Origin of the sequence: Nocardia sp. CA-119907 (assembly GCF_050955995.1) — a bacterium.
GTDB lineage: Bacteria > Actinomycetota > Actinomycetes > Mycobacteriales > Mycobacteriaceae > Nocardia.
Map to the genome: position 1 here is coordinate 7,724,791 of NZ_CP192091.1, position 18,024 is coordinate 7,742,814.

The 18,024-nt window shown below is 67.8% G+C and carries 14 protein-coding genes; 4 read left to right on the forward strand and 10 right to left on the reverse strand.

Annotation, left to right across the window (positions count from 1 at the left end):
- The first annotated feature begins 34 nt into the window (after nucleotides 1-34).
- Both ACQP2D_RS34735 and ACQP2D_RS34740 read left to right on the forward strand, forming a co-directional pair.
- Entirely contained in the window at nucleotides 35-748 is a 714-nt protein-coding gene (locus ACQP2D_RS34735; RefSeq protein ID WP_433680165.1) for an ESX secretion-associated protein EspG, read from the forward strand.
- Between the two features lie 83 nt (nucleotides 749-831).
- On the forward strand, nucleotides 832-1,206 hold the full coding sequence (locus ACQP2D_RS34740; RefSeq protein ID WP_433680166.1) for a hypothetical protein: 375 nt from the start codon (nucleotides 832-834) through the stop codon (nucleotides 1,204-1,206).
- A gap of 52 nt (nucleotides 1,207-1,258) precedes the next feature.
- Here ACQP2D_RS34740 and ACQP2D_RS34745 read toward each other — a convergent pair whose 3' ends face one another.
- Nucleotides 1,259-1,672, reverse strand: coding sequence for a hypothetical protein (locus ACQP2D_RS34745; protein ID WP_433680167.1), 414 nt, complete (start codon nucleotides 1,670-1,672; stop codon nucleotides 1,259-1,261).
- Nucleotides 1,673-1,746: 74 nt separating this feature from the next.
- Between ACQP2D_RS34745 and ACQP2D_RS34750 the strand changes: the two genes are divergently transcribed.
- Nucleotides 1,747-3,066, forward strand: coding sequence for a hypothetical protein (locus ACQP2D_RS34750; protein ID WP_433680168.1), 1,320 nt, complete (start codon nucleotides 1,747-1,749; stop codon nucleotides 3,064-3,066).
- 964 nt (nucleotides 3,067-4,030) lie between these two features.
- Here ACQP2D_RS34750 and proB read toward each other — a convergent pair.
- From proB to ACQP2D_RS34795, 9 genes are all read right to left on the reverse strand, one after another.
- Nucleotides 4,031-5,146 carry a glutamate 5-kinase gene (proB, locus tag ACQP2D_RS34755; RefSeq protein ID WP_433685852.1) on the reverse strand — a complete coding sequence of 372 codons (1,116 nt, stop codon included), beginning with the start codon at nucleotides 5,144-5,146 and terminating at the stop codon, nucleotides 4,031-4,033.
- Between the two features lie 321 nt (nucleotides 5,147-5,467).
- On the reverse strand, nucleotides 5,468-6,922 hold the full coding sequence (gene obgE, locus ACQP2D_RS34760; RefSeq protein WP_433680169.1) for a GTPase ObgE: 1,455 nt from the start codon (nucleotides 6,920-6,922) through the stop codon (nucleotides 5,468-5,470).
- Between the two features lie 119 nt (nucleotides 6,923-7,041).
- Nucleotides 7,042-7,308 (reverse strand): 50S ribosomal protein L27, encoded by a 267-nt coding sequence (rpmA, locus tag ACQP2D_RS34765; protein WP_062992747.1) that lies wholly within the window; start codon nucleotides 7,306-7,308, stop codon nucleotides 7,042-7,044.
- Nucleotides 7,309-7,348: 40 nt separating this feature from the next.
- Nucleotides 7,349-7,660 (reverse strand): 50S ribosomal protein L21, encoded by a 312-nt coding sequence (gene rplU / locus ACQP2D_RS34770; RefSeq protein WP_040687720.1) that lies wholly within the window; start codon nucleotides 7,658-7,660, stop codon nucleotides 7,349-7,351.
- A 343-nt stretch (nucleotides 7,661-8,003) separates the two neighbouring features.
- On the reverse strand, nucleotides 8,004-11,207 hold the full coding sequence (locus tag ACQP2D_RS34775) for a translation initiation factor IF-2 N-terminal domain-containing protein (protein ID WP_433680170.1): 3,204 nt from the start codon (nucleotides 11,205-11,207) through the stop codon (nucleotides 8,004-8,006).
- A 485-nt stretch (nucleotides 11,208-11,692) separates the two neighbouring features.
- Nucleotides 11,693-12,109: a nucleoside-diphosphate kinase gene (gene ndk / locus ACQP2D_RS34780; RefSeq protein WP_433680171.1), complete on the reverse strand. Its 417-nt coding sequence runs from the start codon at nucleotides 12,107-12,109 to the stop codon at nucleotides 11,693-11,695.
- A gap of 44 nt (nucleotides 12,110-12,153) precedes the next feature.
- The gene (locus tag ACQP2D_RS34785; RefSeq protein WP_433685853.1) at nucleotides 12,154-12,495 is read right to left on the reverse strand and encodes a DUF4233 domain-containing protein; all 342 of its coding nucleotides are present in this window, start codon (nucleotides 12,493-12,495) and stop codon (nucleotides 12,154-12,156) included.
- Between the two features lie 319 nt (nucleotides 12,496-12,814).
- A complete protein-coding gene (gene folC / locus ACQP2D_RS34790; protein WP_433680172.1) occupies nucleotides 12,815-14,275 on the reverse strand; it encodes a bifunctional tetrahydrofolate synthase/dihydrofolate synthase in 1,461 nt (486 codons plus the stop codon).
- Nucleotides 14,272-16,950 carry a valine--tRNA ligase gene (locus ACQP2D_RS34795; protein ID WP_433680173.1) on the reverse strand — a complete coding sequence of 893 codons (2,679 nt, stop codon included), beginning with the start codon at nucleotides 16,948-16,950 and terminating at the stop codon, nucleotides 14,272-14,274. Before ACQP2D_RS34795 ends, folC begins: the two co-directional genes overlap by 4 nt.
- A gap of 371 nt (nucleotides 16,951-17,321) precedes the next feature.
- Between ACQP2D_RS34795 and ACQP2D_RS34800 the strand changes: the two genes are divergently transcribed.
- Nucleotides 17,322-18,002, forward strand: a complete 681-nt coding sequence (locus tag ACQP2D_RS34800; RefSeq protein ID WP_433680174.1) for an AAA family ATPase — start codon at nucleotides 17,322-17,324, stop codon at nucleotides 18,000-18,002.
- The last annotated feature ends 22 nt before the right edge of the window (nucleotides 18,003-18,024 follow it).

Sequence of the window (18,024 nt, forward strand, 5' to 3'; positions counted from 1 at the left end):
CATGACGTTCGTGGGTTGTGAGGAGTGATTCGGCGTGAGTTGGACCTTCACCCCGGACGAGTTCGCCCATATCTGGCGCGAAACCGAATTGGATCGTCACCCGTATCCGCTGCGGATCCTGGAGACGCCGCGCACCGAGACCGAGGCCGAGAAGTTGCGCGCCCAGCTGAACGAGCGGCTGCCACCGCGCAGCGATCCCGACCTATCGGCATGTCTGCGGATCATGGCGAACCCACAGACCCGGATCGTGGCGATCGGCGGCGGACATGGTCCCGGCACCGAGATCCGGCTGCTGGCCTGCGCGATCTACGACCGCGCCGTACTCGCCGTCCAGGAGCCTGGCCCCGGCGCGGATTTCGGTGGGCGCGTACGTCTTTCGATCGGACTCAGTGCCAAGCTCGGCGCTCGGATCGCGGCGCTGCTGCCCGCGGTCCCGGCCGGTCACGAACCACCGCGGGCCGCCGCGGCCGAGGCGATCCGCGACGAGGAAGTCGTCGTCGTCGCGCAGCGTTCGGTGCCATCTATTCGGCGGCTGCTGCTGAAGCCGCATACCGCCGAGGGGCATATCCGGATCGAGGGTCGACTGGACCATCCGACGCCACCGCCGCCGGTCCACTACACCTGGATCGACGTCAAGGGCGACGGGCGCTATCTGATCAAGGCGGGCGATACCGTGCACGTCGTGCCCGCCTCGGCCGAACAGCTCGCGACCCAGCTGCAGAAACGCATTCCCGCACCGGCCCGATAAACCGTCACCGACCTGAACAATTTCAACCGGACGCATAGCCAACGGTTAGTCTGAGGCGGACCGACCGATCCCCGGGGGTGTGCATGACGATCGAGAGCAGCCGAGCCGATATTGCCCGCTTCAAACAGGAGGCACAGGCGGGCACCGTCAAATTCGATCCGGACGCGGCGCGGCGTTGCGCCGAAATGTACGACCACCAAGCCGATCGGCTCATCTATCTGCGACAGCGCCTCGAATCGGCCGGTGAGCTGGCCGGATTCGGCGGATTCATCTCCGCACAGCAGTTGCAGGCCGGATTCGCACACAAGGCCCGCGACGCCGCCACCCTGCTCGACCATTACATCGAGGCCGCCTACCGGATGAAGGAGGCGTTCCTGATCAGCGGCGGACTGTTCGAGGAGGCCGACGCCGCGAACGCCGCGGCGCTGCGGGCGATCGCATCGCGGGTGCCGCGATGAACGTCGCATCGCCCAGCGGTTCCGTGCGAGTCGGACGTCCGGAAATACCGCATCACGTCGCGTGTCCGTGGCAGGTGGGGCAGATGACGGGGAATACCCCACCACCTAGCGATTCCACCGACGGTGGCGGTCGGGCGACGGGGAATACCGCTCCGCGCAACGATTCCGTCGACGGTGCCCGCCGGACGACGGGGAATACCGCACCGCGCAACGATTCCGTCGACGGTGCCCGCCGGACGACGGGGAATACCGCACCGCGCAACGATTCCGTCGACGGTGCCCGCCGGACGACGGGGAATACCGCACCGCGCAACGATTCCGTCGACGGTGCCCGCCGGACGACGGGGAATACCGCACCGCGCAACGATTCCGTCGACGGTGCCCGCCGGACGACGGGGAATACCGCACCGCGCAACGATTCCGTCGACGGTGCCAGTCGAGCGACGGGGAATAGCGCGTCGCGCAACGATTCCGTCGACGGTGCCAGTCGGACGACTGGAATACCCCACCACCCAGCGACACCATCGGAGGTGGGGTCAGATGACGGGGAATAGCGCGTCGCGTAACGATTCCGTCGGCGGTGGCGGTCGGACGACGGGTGGGCATGATCCCGATTACATCAGCTCGATGGAGCACTTCGAGTCGATGAAGCACGAGGAGATCTATGCCAAGACCCAGCAGATCGATGCGGCCCAGATCCTCAATGCCTCGGTAACCTGGCTGGAAGTCGCTGGGACACTTGCCAGTTCGTTCCCGCTGACCCGGGCGAGCTCGGATCGGGTGATGAATTCGATGGCCTGGGAGGGCGCCGCGGCCGAGGCCGCCTATGCCAGCGCCCGCAGCTACGCCGATTCGGTCGATGAACTCGCCGCCATCATGGGCCAGGTCGGTGCCCGCCTCGGTGCCGTCGCCGCGGCCGCCGAAGCCGTGAAGATAGCCGTTGTGCCACCGGGCAATTCGGGTCCGATCGGCACCATCGCGCGCCTGCTCGAGGCCGCCAATGTGATCAATGCGCAGATGGCGGACGAGGCACTGCGCCAAGAGGCCGTCCTCGCCATGAACATGATCTACAAACCGGCCTACCAAATGGCAGGCACCGCAATCCCCGCCCTCCCCGCACCCCCCGCACTGCCCGGCACACCGAACTCGGCACCATCGGCACCCCAGCAGCCGTACACCGATCCCAGCGATCAAGCACCAACACCGCAGCCAACCCAGCCCGGCGTGCAGGTCCCCGAACCGACACCGTCGACACCAGAATCCCAACCGCCACAACCCACCCCATCCACGCCGGAATCGGAAGCGCCACAGCCGACTCCGGCGCCAACCGCACCCACACCGGAATCCCGAGCACCACAACCCACTCCAGCACCAACCACTCCTCACTCCACCCCGGACCCACAGCCGACACCGCCCACCCCGGAATCCCCAGCACCACAACCCACCCCAGCACCAACCACTCCGCACCCCACCCCCGACCCACAGCCGACACCGACCCCGGCACCAACGACCCCCCAGCCAGCTCCGTCCCCCGAGCCGACACCACCCCACGCACCGCAAACCTCAACGCCGGAACCAACACCCCAGCAGGCCCCTCCACCCCCTCCGCAGCCGAGCCCGGAACCAACACCACCACCGACAACCCAGCACACGCCCGCACCACCACCCCAGCAGGCACCCCCGCCCACACCGGCACCCCAAGCACCAGTACCCCCGGTTCCCGGCCCAACCCCACCGCTCCCCGACCCAGGCGGCCAACCCGGCATCACCGGCCCGATCCCCGAAGACTCCGGCCAGTCCCAACCCCCATCCACCACCAACCAACCCGGCGTCATCCCAACCCCCGACGGCACCCGCTAACCCGTGCCGGGCGGCCGTCGAACCCGGCGTACGCGCTGGCACCCCGCCCGATACAGCGGTCGTCGACGACTACTCGGAGTTCAGTACGAACGCGGCCGAGCCGGTCGCGACGGCCAGGGCATGCTCGGCCTGCCCTCCACCCTCCAACAGTGCGGTGCCATCCAAGCCCCGACCGCAACCGCTGATCAGCGCGCACCGATCCCGAGGCCGACCAGGCACGAATCGATATGCGCGGCCACCCCGCCCGACGCCGCCGCGGGGCCGAGCAGGAACCCGACCAAGGCCGATCGCCGTGGGCAGGGCGTGTTCGCAGTGAACTCCAGCCCCTGCAACAGGACGGCGTCATACCACCCCCCAACGGCACCCCACTGCCGCTAGCCGACACCGATCCCGAGGCGGACCGCTCCGCCGTCGAATTGGTATGAGCGGGAGGCCCACTCGATGCTGCGGGCGACGCCTGCTCGGGGCGGCGAGCAGGGAACCGACCAAGGCCGATCGCGATGGCCAGGGCTTGTTCGGCCCTACATCAACGCGGCGTCATCCCGACCCCGACGACCCCGCTGACCCAGTCCTGGACGGCATCCGCTCACCCCGGCCGCCGAACGGCATCCGCTCACCCCGGCCTAATCGGTATCCGCGGGAACCCCACCCGATGCTTCGAGCGGCGACGCCTGCTACGGGGCGCCGAGCAGAACCCGACTAGGCTGCCACGATGGCCGGGGTGTATTCGACCTGCTCCTCTCAGCCCTCCAGCAGCGCAGCATCCTCGGCGGTCACGCCAGCGAAGACATCGGGCACGGTGGTCGATGCCGGACCGGCCGCATCCGTACAGGTCTGCGGATTGTCCTGTACCCCTGCATAGTTGGCGGCCGGAAACCGGCTACAGCATCCGGTCGCACAACTGCCGTCCCAGCGAGTGCTTCAGACGCCGAGCAGGCACTGCCCGGGCGGCCCGGCAGGCCGGTCAGACTTTGACCAGGTCGTCGGCGTGAATTACCGGGCGCTGCATGGTATCCGGGAGTTCGGTGGTCGAGCGGCCGAGCATGCCGGACAGTTCGGCGCTGTCGTATTCGACGACGCCGCGGGCGACGATGCGGTTGTCGGGGGCGATGAGGTCGACCACATCGCCGCCATGGAAGCGGCCGCGGACGCCGGTGATGCCAGCGGCCAGCAGGGATCGGCGGCGGTGGGCTACGGCTTGGACGGCGCCCTCGTCGATGAGAATGGCGCCGCGGCTGTCGGCGGCGTGGCGGACCCAGAACTTGCGGGCGGACAGGCGAACCGGGCGGGCGGCGAAGGCGGTGCCGACGGTGCCCGCGCTGAGCGCGATATCGGCCTCGGTCGCGGCCGCGAGCAGGACGGGGACACCCGCGTCGGCGGCCAAGCGGGCCGCGGAGAGTTTCGAGGCCATGCCGCCGGTGCCGAGTGCGCCGCCGCTACCCGCGATGACGCCGTCGAGGTCGGCGCTGCTGCGGACTTCGGGGATGAACTTCGCGGCGCCCTTGCGCGGGTCGCCGTCGTAGAGGCCCTCGACATCGGAGAGCAGCACCAGCGCATCGGCACCGACCAGGTGCGCGACCAGCGCGGCGAGCCGGTCATTGTCCCCGAAGCGGATCTCTTCCGTTGCGACAGTGTCGTTTTCGTTCACCACGGCGACCGCGCCGAGCGAGCGCAGCCGATCCAGGGTGCGCTGCGCATTGCGATGGTGTTCGCGCCGGGAGAAGTCGTCGGCGCTCAACAGCACCTGTCCGACCGTGCGCCCGTACCGCGCGAACGAGGTGCCCCAGGCATGCGCCAACGCCAACTGGCCGACACTCGCCGCGGCCTGTTTGGTCGCCAGATCCCTTGGGCGGCTTGTCAATCCGAGCGGAGCGATACCGGCACCGATGGCACCGGAGGAAACCACGACCACATCGGATCCGGCCCGCATCCGCGCCTCCACCGCATCGGCGAGCCGATCCAGCCGCGCCGTATCCAGCCCACCCTTCAAACTGGTGAGCGCCGACGACCCGATCTTCACCACCACACTGCGCGCCGCCGCGATCGCCGTCCTGGCCTCACTCAGACCGGACTGCGACATCGCCTCCGCGATCCCCGAACTCACCTGCATCGCAACAGAACTCCCTGTACCGCAACAGAACCCACCGTATTGATCGATTCAACCGTGCCGGTCGTACCGCTCGACTCAACCGACCCCGCCGCACCGAACGCCTCAGCCATACCAGCTGATTCAACCGAACTGGTCATGTCCGCCGATACAGCCGAACTCGACGCCGCGCTGAACTTCCGGAGCAACACCGCACCGTGGGGGCCACCATTGAATTCCGATACCCGCCGCAAGCCCGGACCGAGCACCGCCGTGTCAGACTTCGGCGCACACCACAAGCCCACGGCGTCCACGCTATTCCTCGTCGTCCTTGACCAGACCACGCCGCACCCGCGAGGCGTGCTTGCGTTCGGCGGCACTGATCCGGTCGTTCTGCTCCAGGCGGATATCGGTGCCGCGGCCAGTGGGCACCATATCGACGCCCGCGGAGATCTGCGGCTCCCATTCGAAGGTGACGTCACCGATGGTGACCGGGGCTCCCGGCTCGGCACCCTGCTTCACCAGTTCCTCTTCCACACCGAGACGGGCCAAGCGGTCGGCGAGGTAGCCGACGGCCTCGTCGTTGTCGAACTGGGTCTGGCGCACCCAGCGCTCAGGTTGCGGGCCGCGCACGATGAAACCGCCCGGCTCTTCGGGATCGGCGATCACGCTGAAACCGGTCTCGTTCACCGCGATCGGGCGGATCACCGGACGCTTCGGCGCGGCCTTCGGATGCGCCGCGCGATACTGCTCGACCATATCCGCGAGTGCGAATGTCAAGGGGCGCAGACCGGCTCGGCTCACCGCCGAGATCTCGAAGACCGGCCAGCCACGGGCGGTGAACTCGGCCGTGACCATCTCCGCCAACTCGGCGGCATCGGGCACGTCGACCTTGTTGAGGATCACCACGCGCGGCCGATCGGCCAGATCACCCAACCCGGTATCGGCATCCAATGCCGGTTTGTAGGCCGCCAGTTCGGCCTCGAGCGCATCGACATCGGAGACCGGATCGCGTCCCGGCTCCAATGTCGCACAGTCGACGACGTGCGCGAGTACCGCACAGCGCTCGAGATGCCGCAGGAAATCCAGACCGAGCCCACGCCCCTCACTCGCACCGGGAATCAGACCCGGCACATCGGCGATGGTGAAGGTGGTCTCACCGCTGGACACCACACCGAGATTGGGCACCAGCGTGGTGAACGGGTAGTCCGCGATCTTCGGTTTGGCCGCCGAGAGCACCGACACCAGCGAGGACTTACCCGCCGACGGGTATCCGACCAGGCCGACATCGGCCACGGACTTCAACTCGAGGACGAGATCGCCCTCGTCACCGTCCTCACCCAGCAGCGCGAAACCGGGAGCCTTACGCGCCCTGGAGGCCAGCGCGGCATTACCGAGCCCGCCGCGTCCGCCGCGCGCGACGATGAACTTATTGCCCGCGCCGACCAGGTCGACGAGCACCTTGCCGTCGTCATCGAGCACCACGGTGCCGTCGGGCACCTTCAGCACCAGATCGGTGCCCTGCTTACCGTCGCGGTTGCTGCCCTCACCGGGTTTCCCGTTGCTCGCCTTGGCGTGCGGATGGAAGTGGAAGTCCAACAGGGTGTGCACATTCGGGTCGACCTCGAGGACCACATCCCCGCCGCGTCCGCCATTGCCGCCGTCCGGACCGCCGAGCGGCATGAACTTCTCCCGGCGCACGGAGGCACAGCCGTGACCACCCTTGCCCGCACGCACGTGCAATACAACACGGTCGATGAATTTGGACATGTCCGAATCATCCTCCTCGGTGGTCAGTACTGAAGGAACGCGATCTTTCGAGAACGCGAAAAGCGGGCCAGGGAATGCACCCTGACCCGCTCAGCTGTTTCCGGAGTGGCTTAAGGCGCTCAGGCCTCGACCGGCTCCTGGACAACGATGTTCACGGTCTTGCGGCCACGCTTGGTGCCGAATTCGACCTTGCCCGCGGCCAAGGCGAACAGGGTGTCGTCGCCGCCACGGCCGACGAGCACGCCGGGGTGGAAGTGCGTGCCGCGCTGGCGAACCAGGATCTCGCCCGCCGAAACGGTCTGGCCACCGAAACGCTTGACGCCGAGTCGCTGGGCATTCGAGTCGCGACCATTGCGCGAGCTGGATGCACCCTTCTTATGTGCCATTTCTGAACTCCTGTGAAGTAATTCGAGAAAGCGCGGAGGCTTACTTGATGCCGGTGACCTTGAGGACCGTCAGCGGCTGACGGTGACCCTGACGCTTGTGGTAGCCGGTCTTGTTCTTGAACTTGTGGATGCGGATCTTCGGGCCCTTGGTGTGCTCGACGACCTCAGCGGCCACGGAGACCTTGGCCAGCTTGTCCGCATCGGTGGTCAGCTCGGCGCCGTTCACCACGAGAACCGGGGCCAGCGCCACGGACGAACCCGGCGCACCCTCGATCTTCTCGACCTTCACCAGGTCACCGACCGCGACCTTGTACTGCTTTCCGCCGGTCTTGACGATCGCGTACGTTGCCATCGGTCGGCTGCCCTTCTTCCTGTCATGCGCGCGGCTCGTGCTCGCGCGGCTGCGTGTTCCCGCCCGGATGACTCCGCTTGGAAACCACAGCACTCTGGTCTGGTAGTCACCGCCGCCTCAGCAACCTGATGGCTCTCGGCTTCGAGCCGAGTCACGAACACAGCGCAGATGAGCGCTGTCGCCGGGCAGCGACTGTCCAAGATTACAGGACGGATACCACGCCGACCAAACCGGTGCCCCACACCAGGTCACGGTCCCGCCGCCGGTCGGACTCGGCCGACGGACGACGAGACCCCCGTCGCGAAGTGCGGCGGGGGTCCCGAGCTCGGATCCGATCGTGCGATCAGTTCGCGTCGTCCACCGGCGGTCCGGCGGGACGACCGACGGCCCGGCGACGCGGCTTGCGCGTCGGCACCACGACCGGCACATCCGCCGTGTAATCCACCACGGGCGTTGCGGATGCCTGATCAGCCGTCGGCAGCACGAACACCGCGCCCGCACTATCCGCGGCCGGTGCGGCAGCCGAACGCGCCACGCGGCGCCTGCGGCCGGCCGAACGGGGCGCAGCCGGTTCCGGCGCACCGTTGGCCGAGACGGCGGATGCCGCTGCAGTCACAGCCTGCTCGGCCGCGGGCTCGGTGACCGCGACGGGCGCCGCTGCCTCGGTGGTAGCGACGGGCTCGACAACCGGCTCAGCGGCCACGACTTCCTCGGGCGCTGCCTTGGCGCCTTCCTCCGCCAACGCTTCGGCAACCTCCTCGGCTACCGCTTCCGCGACTTCCTCGGCCAGCGCCGCAACGGCTTCGTCGACCACGACTTCCTCGACCACGCCAGCAGCCGAGACAGCGTCGGCAGCGGCTTCGGTCACAACCGCCTCAGTCGCGACAGCCTCGGCCGCAACGGTTTCGGCCGCGGCGACCTCACCCGGTGCCTCGGACTCCTCGCCGTGCGCGGCCTCCTCGGACTGATGTGCCGCCATTGCCAGCGCGACCGGATGCGCCCGCTTGACCGCGATCTCCGCCTCGTCCGCCTCCGCGACAGGTCCGGTGCCATTGCTGGCAGCGGCAGGCGCAGTGGCCGCCGCACTCTTGTCCCGGCCACGACGCCGCCGCGATCCGGTCTCCCGGCCACCACGCGCGGCATCCTCGGTCGCGGTGAGCTCCACCGGATAGGTGTGCACGACGATGCCCCGGCCATGGCAATGCTCACAGGTCGACGAGAACGCTTCGACCAGACCGGTGCCCAGCTTCTTGCGGGTCATCTGCACCAGGCCCAGCGAGGTCACCTCGGAGACCTGATGGCGGGTGCGGTCGCGGCCCAATGCCTCGGTCAGCCGCCGCAGCACCAGATCCCGGTTCGACTCCAGCACCATGTCGATGAAGTCGACGACGATCATGCCGCCGATATCGCGCAGCCGCATCTGGCGCACGATCTCCTCGGCCGCCTCCAGATTGTTGCGGGTGACCGTCTCTTCCAGGTTGCTGCCGCCCGCACCGGTGAACTTGCCGGTGTTGACGTCGATGACCGTCATCGCCTCGGTCCGGTCGATCACCAGGGTGCCGCCCGAGGGCAGCCACACCTTGCGATCGAGCGCCTTGGCGAGTTGTTCATCGATCCGGTAGGTCTCGAATACGTCGACACCGTTGTTCTCGTGCCGGGAGACCCTGGCCAGCATGTCGGGTGCGACCGTGCGGATGTAGCTCTCGACGGTGCTCCAGGACCGCTCACCCTCGATGACCAGCTTGGAGAAGTCCTCGTTGAACAGGTCGCGGATGACCTTGACCAGCAGGTCCGGCTCTTCGTACAGCGTCTTGGGCGAGCCGCTGTCCTTGGCCTCGGAGGCCTTCTCGATGGTGCGCCACGTCGCTTGTAGCCGCTCCACGTCGCGGGCCAGCTCGGCCTCGCTGACACCCTCCGATGCGGTGCGGATGATCACCCCGGCGTCGGCGGGCACGATATCGCGCAGGATCTCCTTGAGCCGCTTGCGCTCGGTATCGGGCAGCTTGCGGCTGATGCCGGTGGACGAACCACCCGGCACGTACACCAGGAAGCGTCCGGCCAGGCTGATCTGGGTGGTCAGCCGCGCACCCTTGTGCCCGACCGGATCCTTGCTCACCTGGACCAGCACCTGATCGCCCGGCTTGAGCGCCTGCTCGATCTTGCGCTCCTTACCGCCGAGACCGGCGGCCTCCCAGTTCACCTCACCGGCGTAGAGCACGCCGTTGCGGCCACGGCCGATATCGACGAACGCGGCCTCCATCGAGGGCAGTACGTTCTGCACCTTGCCGAGGTAGACATTGCCGACCATCGACGCGGAGCCGGTATTGGTGACGAAGTGCTCGACCAGGATGCTGTCCTCGAGCACCGCGACCTGGGTGGCGGTCGGGTGATCGGAGAAGGTCTTCTCGCGCACCACCATCACCCGGTCCACCGCCTCGCGGCGAGCCAGGAACTCCGACTCGGTCAGGATCGGCGGGCGGCGGCGACCGGCCTCGCGACCGTCGCGCCGACGCTGCCGCTTGGCCTCGAGCCGGGTGGAGCCGGTGATGCCCTGCACCTCGTCGACCGTGGCGCGGCTGCGGCTCTTATTGCGCGGCTCGCGCTCGTGCACCACGGTGTTGGGCGGATCGTCCTCGGAACCGACCTCGGCCTCGGCGCCCTCGCCGGCCACCTTGCGGCGCCGACGGCGACGGCGACGGCGGCTCGAACCCTCCGGCAGACCGGCTTCCTCGTCCTCGCCCTCGGTGTCCTCGGCGGTTTCGGTGGGCTCGGCCTCGGTCTTGCGCGCGGCGGGCTGCTCGTCCTCGGTGCTCTCCTCGGTGACGTCGCTCTCGTCACCTTCGGTATCGGATTCGCTGTGCTGTTCACCGCGACCACGACCGCGGCCGCGACGGCCGCGACGCCGACGCCGCGGCTGGTCCGCATCGCCCTGCTGTTCGGTCGATTCCTGTTCGTCCTCGATGGTCTCGACCTCGTCCTCGACCACCGGCTCCTCGGCCCGGCGGGTCTCCCGCTCGGCCCGACGCTGTCTACGCGCCTCTTCGGCCGCCTGGGCGTCCGGCGGCAGGAACAGCGGCGCGGAGACCGCGGCGGCGGCCTCGAAGACGACCGGCGTCGCGACGTGCGGCTGCTGCGGAACCGAATGGGTGAACAACTGCACCGACGGCTGGTGCGCCGCGGGCTGCTCCCCCGATGGCAGCGATCCGGACTGGTCTACCGCCTGGTCCGAGGCGGAAAAGATGAGGCCGGGCTCCTCGGGAGCCGGCTGTTGGTCCGGCGCGACCTCGGCATCCGGCGGCGACGCCTCGGCGTCCGGCGACGCCTCGGCGTCCGGCTCGACGGTGACGAGCGCCTCGCGGACCGATTCCGCTACCGCTCGATCGACGTTCGACTGCGCACTACGCGCATCGGCACCCAACTCGGCGAGCTTGGCCAGGATACGTTTGCTGGTTACCCCCAGCCGCTTGGCAAGCGCGTGAACTCGGATTCGCTCCGGCAATTGTTCGGCATCCTGTGATGTTGTTTCCAGCGGCTCTTGATCGGCCACGAAGTCTCCTCGGGTCCCCGGGCGCGTCCCTCCTGGCAGGAGTGACGCGGCCGACGCGGGGGCACTGTCCGTTCACCTCACGCGGTTGGCGCAAGGTCAAGTGGTCTCGCCCCGCATGCCCGGTTAACACCATGTTTTGTTCGTCGGTCGGGCTAACTGGTCACGCGGCGCCTGGCTATTGGCTGAACTCCACGGTGCGAGCGCTCATCCAGCGTGCCGACGCGAACCTCCGGTCCCAGCAACGGGCCAGTTGTTCGTGGCAGCGATGATCGGCATCGAACCGCAGTGTCATCCGGTTACCATCCGGCACCGATCGTTCGCGTACCTGCGCGAACAGTCGGCATCGTCGGTAACCAATGCCAGTATCCCACACAGTGCGGCGACGCCTTGCCATCGCCGCACGACTACACCTCGCTGCGCTCGGCTCTGTCGCGCGGCGACGCCGGCTGTGCCCTCAGTTCGCGCAGCTCACGCGTAGCTCTGGATCAGGCCGGGAACTCCGGGAACCAGAGCGCGATTTCCCGCTTGGCCGATTCCGGCGAATCCGAGCCGTGCACCAGGTTCTCCTGGGTCTCCAGCGCGAAGTCACCGCGAATGCTGCCCGGGACGGCCTTCTCGACCGGATCGGTGCCGCCGGCGATCTGACGGAACGCGGCAATGGCGCGCGGGCCCTCCAGGATGGCCGCGACGACCGGGCCGGAGGTGATGAACTCGATCAAGGAGCCGAAGAACGGCTTCTCGGCGTGCTCGGCGTAGTGGCCACGCGCCACCGCTTCGGATACCTGCTTCAGCTCCAGGGCGGCGATCTTCAGCCCCTTGCGCTCGATCCGGGCCAGCACCTCACCGACGAGGCCACGGGCCACACCGTCCGGTTTGATGAGTACCAACGTCTGCTCAGTCACGGCGCACAGCCTAATGGGCACTACCCCCGGTCACCGAACCGGAGCTACGAAGAGCCTTCGATGCGCTGGCTGGGGAGCAGACCGAGTTCCATTCGGCGCTTGACGTCGGCACGCAGGACCAGGATGAAGCCCCACACCACGGCGAAGAAGACGCCCATGACGCCGATCGACAGATGGACGAAGACGCCGAGGATCAGCAGCACCTGCAGGGCCAGGTTGAACGGGATGGCCCACGGGCGGCGTTGGAGTCCGGCGCCGACGATCATCACCAGGGCGAGGATCACGAGGTAGCTGCCCGAGAACCAGCCGACTCCCCCGCCGACGGACGCCACGACGGGCAGTGCGAGCAGCACCGTGATCGCCTCGAGGATCAAGGTGCCCGCCATGACACCGCGCAGCCCCTTCCACGGATCGGTGGCGGGCGGTGGGACCTGCGGTGCGCCGTCGGTCCCCTCGGGCTCGGCGGCGTCGCCGGTTGTCTCGCTCACGCTGTCTCCTTCTCGGCATTCACGGGCCCCACGTTCTCACCCATGCTGCCCCATCCGGACCCCGGCCCGACGCCCACGCTGTGCTCATCGCGGCATTCGCGGGGCCCTGCGTGGTTACGCGCGCTGCCTCCTCCGGGCCTGATGCTCATGCTGTGTTCATCGCGGCATTCGCGGGGCCCTGCGTGGTTACGCGCGCTGCCTCCTCCGGGCCTGATGCTCATGCCGGGCTCTTCCCGAACAGGGCGCGCGCCGCGCCCGCCGTGACCACCGATCCGGTCACCACCACACCCGCGCCCGAGACCATTTCGCCCGCATCGCCGACCTCCTCGGCAATGGCGATGGCCGTTTCCAGCGCGTCGGGCAGGGTTTCGGCGGTAACCACCCGCTCATCGCCGAAGCGCTGTACGGCGAGGTCGGCGAGGCGCTCGATATCCATGGCGCGCGGCGAGCCATTGCTGGTGACCACGATCTCGTCCAGCACCGGCTCCAGCGCCTCCAGAATGCCCGCCGCATCCTTGTCGCCGAGCACGGCGACGACGCCGACCAGCTTGCGGAAATCGAATTCCGCGGTCAGCGTCGCGGCCAGCGCCTGCGCACCCGCCGGATTGTGCGCGGCGTCGATGAAGATGGTCGGGGCGTTGCGCATGCGCTCCATCCGGCCCGGACTGGTGACGCTGGCGAAACCCGCACGGACGGCGGTGATATCGAGCTGCCGCTCGGCACCCGCACCGAAGAACGCCTCCACCGCCGCCAGTGCGAGCACCGCATTGCGCGCTTGGTGCTCACCGTGCAGCGGCAGGAAGATCTCGTCGTAGACACCACCGAGGCCCTGCAATTCCAGCTGCTGGCCGCCGACCGCGATCTGGCGGGCCAGCACCCGGAACTCCGAGCCCTCACGCGCCACCGCGGCGTCGACCTCGACGGCCCGGCGCAGCAGCACCTCCATGGCCTCCGGCGCCTGCTCGGCGATGATGACGACGGTATCGCGCGGAACCAGGCTCTCGGGCGCGCGTTTGATGATTCCGGCCTTCTCCGCCGCGATCGAGGCGAGATCGTCGCCGAGGTAGTCGGTGTGGTCCAGGCCGATCGGGGTGATCACCGCGACCTGTCCGTCGATGACATTGGTCGCGTCCCAGCGGCCGCCCATCCCCGTCTCGACGACCGCCACATCCACCGGCGCCTCCGCGAAGGCGGCATAGGCCATACCGGTGAGCACCTCGAATTTGCTCATGGCCGGACCGTCGGCGGCGGCGGACTGCTTGTCGATCATCTCGACATACGGCAGCAGTTCGCGGTAGGTCTCGACGTACTTGGCCGGGGTGATCGGCACGTTATCGATGCTGATCCGCTCGGTGGCCAACTGCAGATGCGGGCTGGTGATCCGGCCGGTGCGCCGGTGCAGCGCGGTGAGCAGCGCATCGATCATGCGGGTCACCGAGGTCTTGCCGTTGGTGCCCGCGATGTGGATGGCCGGATAGCTCTGCTGCGGTGAGCCGAGCAGATCCATCAGCGTGGCGATGCGGGTCAGCGACGGCTCGATCTTGGTCTCCGGCCAGCGCTGGTCCAATTCCGCCTCGACCAATGCCATTTCGGCCAGATCCACCGGCGACGGCCCGGAGCCGAGGCGAGCCTTGGGGTGCTCGTCGTCCGCGTACTGCCGCTCCGGTTCGTCGTTCACTTGCCACCCAGTTCCGCGAGCCGGGCACCGATGCGGGCCACCTCGGTCTCGGCGACATCGCGACGTCCCTTGATCTTGTCGACCACCTGATCCGGCGCCTTGGCCAGGAAGGCCTCGTTACCGAGTTTGGCCGCGGTGGTCGCCAGTTCCTTCTCGGCCGCGGCGAGATCCTTCTCCAGACGACGGCGTTCGGCATCCAGGTCGACCGCGCCGGAGGTGTCGAGTTCCACCGTCACGGTGGCCCCGCTCAGCCGGACCTCGACCGAGGCCGTCGCGGCGAAATCGGCGCCGGGCTCGGTGAGCCGGGCCAGGTTGGCCACCGAATCGTGCAGTTCGGTGAGGCCAGCGGCGTCCAGACCGATCAGCTTGGCCGCCACCTTCTGCTTATCGGCCAGCCCCTGGTCACTGCGGAAGCGGCGGATCTCGGTGATCAACCGCTGTCCGTCCGAAACCCGTTGCGCGGCGGCCGCATCCGCGGCCACACCGGTGGCGGCCGGCCACGTGGCGATGACAACCGATTCGCCGCCGGTCAGTGCCCGCCACAGCGCTTCGGTGACGAACGGGATGACCGGGTGCAACAGCCGCAACACCGAGTCGAGCACATTGCCGAGCACGATGCTGGTCGACTCGGCCCGCGCACCGTCGCCCGCGAACTGCACCTTGGACAGCTCGAGGTACCAGTCGCACAGTTCATCCCAGGCGAAGTGGTACAGCGCCTCGCAGGCCTTACCGAACTCGTAGGCGTCGAAGGCCGAATCCACCTCGGCGCGAACCTGTTCGAGCCGGTCGACGATCCAGCGATCGGCGTCGGTGAGTTCGGTGCGGTCGGGCAGCACGCCCGGCTTCGCACCGTTCATGAGCGCGAACTTGGTGGCGTTGAACAGCTTTGTCACGAAGCTGCGCGAGGCGAGTGCGTGCGATTCGCCGACCGAGAGGTCACCGCCGGGCTGCGCGCCGCGCGCCAGGGTGAAGCGCAGCGCGTCCGCGCCGTAGGCGTTGATCCAGTCCAGCGGGTCGATACCGTTGCCGCGCGACTTCGACATCTTCTTGCCGTACTGGTCGCGAATCAGGCCGTGCAGGAACACATCCTTGAACGGCACCTGCTTCGCGCCGCCCTTGCCCGCGGTGAGCACGTGATCGTCGGAGACGAAGGTGCCGAACATCATCATCCGGGCCACCCAGAAGAACAGGATGTCGTAGCCGGTGACGAGAACGCTTGTGGGATAGAACTTCTGGAGTTCCTCGGTGGAGTCCGGCCAGCCCATGGTGGAGAACGGCCACAGGCCGGAGGAGAACCAGGTGTCGAGCACGTCCGGATCCTGCACCCAGCCCTCGGGCGCGGTCTCATCCGGACCGACGCAGACGACCTCGCCCTCGGGGCCGTACCAGATCGGGATGCGGTGGCCCCACCACAGCTGCCGGGAGATGCACCAGTCGTGCATATTGTCGACCCATTCGAACCAGCGCGGCTCCTGGCTGGTCGGGTGGATCACGGTGTCGCCGTTGCGAACCGCGTCACCGGCCGCCTTGGCCAGCGATTCCACCTTGACCCACCACTGCATCGAAAGCCGCGGCTCGATCGCCTCGCCGCTGCGCTCGGAATGTCCGACGCTGTGCAGGTAGGGCCGCTTCTCGGCGGCGATCCGGCCTTCGCTGGCGAGCCGCTCGCGCACCTTGACCCGCGCCTCGAACCGGTCCAAACCATCGAATTCGGTTCCGGTGCCGGTGATCCGGCCGCGCTCGTCCATGATGTTCGGCATGGGCAGGTTGTGCCGCAGGCCCATCTCGAAGTCGTTGGGGTCGTGTGCGGGAGTGATCTTCACCGCACCGGTGCCGAATTCGGGATCGACGTAATCGTCGGCGATGATCGGGATCTGACGTCCGGTGATCGGATGCTCGAGGGTGGTGCCGATCAGATCCTTATAGCGCGGATCCTCCGGATGCACCGCGACCGCGGTATCGCCGAGCATCGTCTCCACCCGGGTGGTGGCCACGATCACATGGGGCTCATCATCGTCGAGCGAGCCATAGCGCAGTGAAACCAGTTCGCCTTCGACATCCTCGAATTTGACCTCGATATCGGAGATGGCGGTGCGCAGTTCCGGCGACCAGTTGACCAGGCGCTCGGCGCGGTAGATCAGGCCAGCGTCATACAGCCGCTTGAAGATGGTCTGCACGGCGCGCGAGAGCCCATCGTCCATGGTGAACCGGTCACGGCTCCAGTCGACGCCGTCGCCGAGCGCGCGCATCTGCCACTGGATCGAGCCGCCGGATTCGCGCTTCCAGTCCCAGACCTTATCGATGAACAGTTCGCGGCCGAAGTCTTCCTTGGTCTTGCCGTCCACCGCGAGCTGCTTTTCCACAATGGTCTGGGTGGCGATGCCCGCGTGGTCCATACCGGGCAGCCACAGCACCTCATAGCCCTGCATGCGCTTGCGGCGCGAGAGGGTGTCCATCAGGGTGTGGTCGAGCGCATGGCCCATGTGCAGGCTGCCGGTGACGTTCGGCGGCGGCAGCACTATGGAGTAGCCGGGCTTGGCGCTGGCGGTGTCGGCGCCGAAGTAGCCAGCCGCTACCCAGCGCTCGTACATCTCGGCCTCCACCTCGCTGGGGTTCCAGCTCTTGGGGAGGGCATCGGCACGATTACGCGGGTTGTCAGAGGCTGCGCTGGTCACCCCGGCATTCTAGTGGTGGTGCCCGCTGAGCTCCTAAAAGGGCCAGCGCACAGAAAAAGGCGGAGTCTTCGGTGGATGAGGGACACCGAACACTCCGCCTACACCTGGAGAGCTTACCGCCCAAAACGGCCCGAGCTCCGAATCCACAAGTAATTCTCAGCTTCATCACGCTTGCCATGCGCGGGCGACGCGACTGGCGCCTCCGCCGATTCGAGGTCGCCATTGAACGCGCAGGCAGCGGCCTTATGGCAAGGCGGACACCGCGCGGCGGAACCGAGCCTCGCCCGCCCACTCCGCTCAGGAAATACACAGCGAGAAAATCAGGGTTTTCCCGGTTGTGGCGTCGGCGTCGGCTGAGGAGCCTGGAACAGGTGGACCCTAAGTTCGATTCGCCCCATCCGGGTTCACAACCGCGACCACCCGAGATGCGGGTCTTCGCACCGAACTCCGTACACGATCTGCGCGGACGCACCATCGAGGAGTTGCGGTATCCCGCGACGGCGGCATTGGTAGTGGCCGGAGTGCCGGGGGCAGGTAAGAGTACGGCGTTGCGGCTGTTCTTCGGCGCCGCGGCCGATGCAGAGCGACCGCCGCGCGGGCCAGCGGATTCGGTGGTACTCGACTCGAACCATTCGCGAAATCGCTGGCGGCGCAGGCTCGGTCGGCTGCCGTACCCGTTGTGGCGGCCGGTGGTGCACATCGCGCATTACCGCGGGATCAGAGCCGCGCTGCGGGACGGCGCCGGACCGGTCGTCATCCACGATTGCGCCACTTTCGGGTGGGCCAGACGTTTGATCGGCCGGTGGGCGGCGCGATACGGCAGGGAAGTGCACTTCATCCTGCTCGACGTGCCCGCCGGTACGGCGCGCGCCGGTCAGCACGCACGCGGGCGGCGGATCAATCCGTTCTTCTTCACACTGCATTGCCGCCGGTGGGACCGCCTCATGCACGCGATCGGCACGGGACATCTCCCGCGGCCAGCGCCCGCGTCGATGGTGATCGCCGATCGGACCACCGTCGACCGGCTGGGTCGGGTCAGCTTCGCGGCGTGACGAGCGCGGGCGTCGTTCTCGT